The 2,703-nt window shown below is 66.7% G+C and carries 1 protein-coding gene; it reads left to right on the top strand.

Going from position 1 to position 2,703, the window contains the following annotated elements; all coding sequences use genetic code 11:
- Positions 1–2,455: zinc-binding metallopeptidase family protein (locus ACZ6O2_RS36445; protein ID WP_466026210.1), on the top strand; the 2,455-nt coding region annotated here is incomplete at its 5' end.
- Positions 2,456–2,703: the final 248 nt, after the last annotated feature.

Below are 2,703 nucleotides of genomic sequence, written 5' to 3'. Positions count from 1 at the left end.
CATGGCGTTGAGTCACCTCGACTCGCCGACGGCTTCCGTTTCGCCGGCCCAGCTGGCGCGCTGGCGGGACGCCGATGGCAACCTCGGCACTCCTGGCGCGTACCACTCGCCCTATGTCCAGGACGGTTGGGTCTACGGGGCGGGCATCCAGGACGACAGCGGCCCGACGCTGGCGACGCTGCTCGCGGCCAAGGCGCTACTCGAGGCGGGGTTGCCCCTCGACCGACGCATCCGCATCGTCATGGGAATCTACGAAGACGGCGGTCCCGGCACGCCCTCGACGACGAACACCGCCACCTTCCAGTCCATCCCGTACAACTCGAACCCGAGTTTCTACGACAACTGGGCCTACAAGAACCTGAACCGCGAGGAGATCCCGATCGCGGCCTACACCTCCGACTCGCGGTTCCCGGTCATCGTCGGCAACTCCGGATCGGTGACCCCGTCGGTGTCGATGAGCCTGTCCGCGGACAGCACCAAGGCCTTCCGGCTGACGGCTGCCACAGCTGGCGTCACCCTGCGCGAAGGCGACCCGACGCTCAAGGACATCGCCTACGGCAGCACCACGCAGATCGCCTCGCGGGCCATTTTCACCCTCGACGTGGCGGGGGCCGGCTCCGCCGAGCGCGGCCGGTTCGTGTCGGCGATCACCGCTGCCGCGACCACGAAGGGTTGGCTCCCGGCTGCTTCCGGCACCACCCCCAAGGTGCAGACCACGATCACCGGCGACTCGCTCACGCTGGAGATCAACACCGATGTGGCGATGGAGATGCCGACCCCGCAGTACGGCAAGAATGCCGTCGTGTGGGGGATGTTCCTCCTCTCCCAGGGCCTCGGCGCACTGGGAAGCACGGCCGCCGACCTGCAACTGAAGAAGGCCGCCGACGGCATCACCGACCTGTTCTTCCGCGACGGTGTCGAAGGCGAGGCCTATATCGGCAAGTACATGGGCATCCCGGCGAACCTGTTGCGCAACCCGAGCAACGGCACGCCGAACCTCACCTTCGCCCTCATGGGCGGCATCAATTCAGAGACCCCGACGAGCTTCTACACGGACGCCTCCGGCAGCCTCAGCATGCCGATGTACGTGCGCAGCATGCACGTCACCGCGGCTGACTCCGGCCATGCGACGGCGGCGGTCACGGCCGCCTTCCAGGCGAAGGGGTTCACCATCGGCAACCTCGGCTCGCCCGTCGGCGCCGGGTTGTACGTCACGCACGACAACCCGCTGACCGCTCTTCAGTTCGGGAGCTACCAAGCCTCGATCAACCGCAACCCGGGGGCGTTCCCCGATCCGTATTCCCTCCGGGACGTGGTCTATCCGCAGGGCACGACCGGTGGCACCCTGGCCAGCAGCTTCCGCAACAAGATGACCGCCTTCGGCGCCGTCATCCCGGGTAACGAGCGCTGGTGGCACACGGCCAACGAGCGGATGAAGGTCGACTCGGCAGTGCAGATGACCAAGATCATGGCCGATGGCATGCTGGAGATGGCCCGGTACTCCGGGCCCGCCGGTGCCAAGTTCATGTGGGCGGACATGCCGGGGCTGAACGCCGACCGGGCCGACCTCGACCTGCTCGACGTCACGATCGGAACCTACAAGGACGCGTCGGCCGCTGTCGGCACGAGCCAGTTGGGCAACCAGGCCCTGCTCGGCGCCACCTCGTTCAACATCCCGATGTGGAACGGACGCGGCAACTCGACCCCGACGGCGTCGGCTTTCGCACTGGGGCACGCCCCGGGAGGGGTCTACCTGCCCCTGACCGACACCGAGTACCAGAACAGCACGTACGTGGCGCCGATGCGTCTGGAGTTCAAGGTGGAGCGCCCCGACTACATGTCGGACGCGGCTTGGGCGAAGTTCGTGGCCGGCGGCTACGGCGACTTCCAGTTCAACATTCTCGTCGGCGACAAGGTCGTGCCGCTGGCCGTTCCTGCGGGGCAGAGTGCGGACAAGTATTTCTCCTCGCGCATCTCGGCCAACAACCCCGACGCCATCTACCTGTCGGTCAACCTCGCGATCACCGATGCCCCGTACGCCGGGGTGCGGGCCGTCCTCGCGGATTCCAAGACGGACCTGTACAAGGTCAATCCGACGTACTTGGCCTCAAACCCGGATCCGTTCCCGGGGCGCGGGGCCGTCGAACAACGGGGCTTCTTCCTGTTCGGTGATGGGCAGAAGAACGCGGAGTTCTCTTCGCCCGACGCGGTCTACGTGACAGTCGCCAACGCGGTCATCGACGCGAAGCCGTCGGCGGTGGTGAAGAAGTTGAAGGGCGACACGAACGAGTTGACCATCACGGTGAAGCAGACCCACATCGACGGCAGCGAGTCTCCTGTGACGGCCACGTTCACCATCGACAACAACGCTGCTGGCACTTACACCGTCGGCGATTACAAGGTATACGTCGATACCAAGGGCAACACCCAGGTGCGGTCGATCTCCATCGTGTGACGCGTGTGAACCGGAAGTTCAGCGCGCGCACGAGAGGGTGCTTACTACGGTAGAAGGCCCTCCGGCTGACGAAGTTTGTTCGCCCGTTTCTGGTGCGACGAGCCGTGGGCCAGGTGTGGAAACAGACGTGGGGGGGGGGGGGGGTGGGGGGGGGGGGGGGGGGAGGGGGCGTGGGGGGGGGGAGGGGGGGGGGGCCACGGACGAGCGGCACGCCCCCCGATCCCGCCTCCCCCCCGCCCTCTACCGCT

Source organism: Micromonospora sp. NPDC048040 (assembly GCF_055587185.1).
Note: the sequence above shows the minus strand (reverse complement) of the source record. Positions and strands in the feature narration are given on the sequence as shown.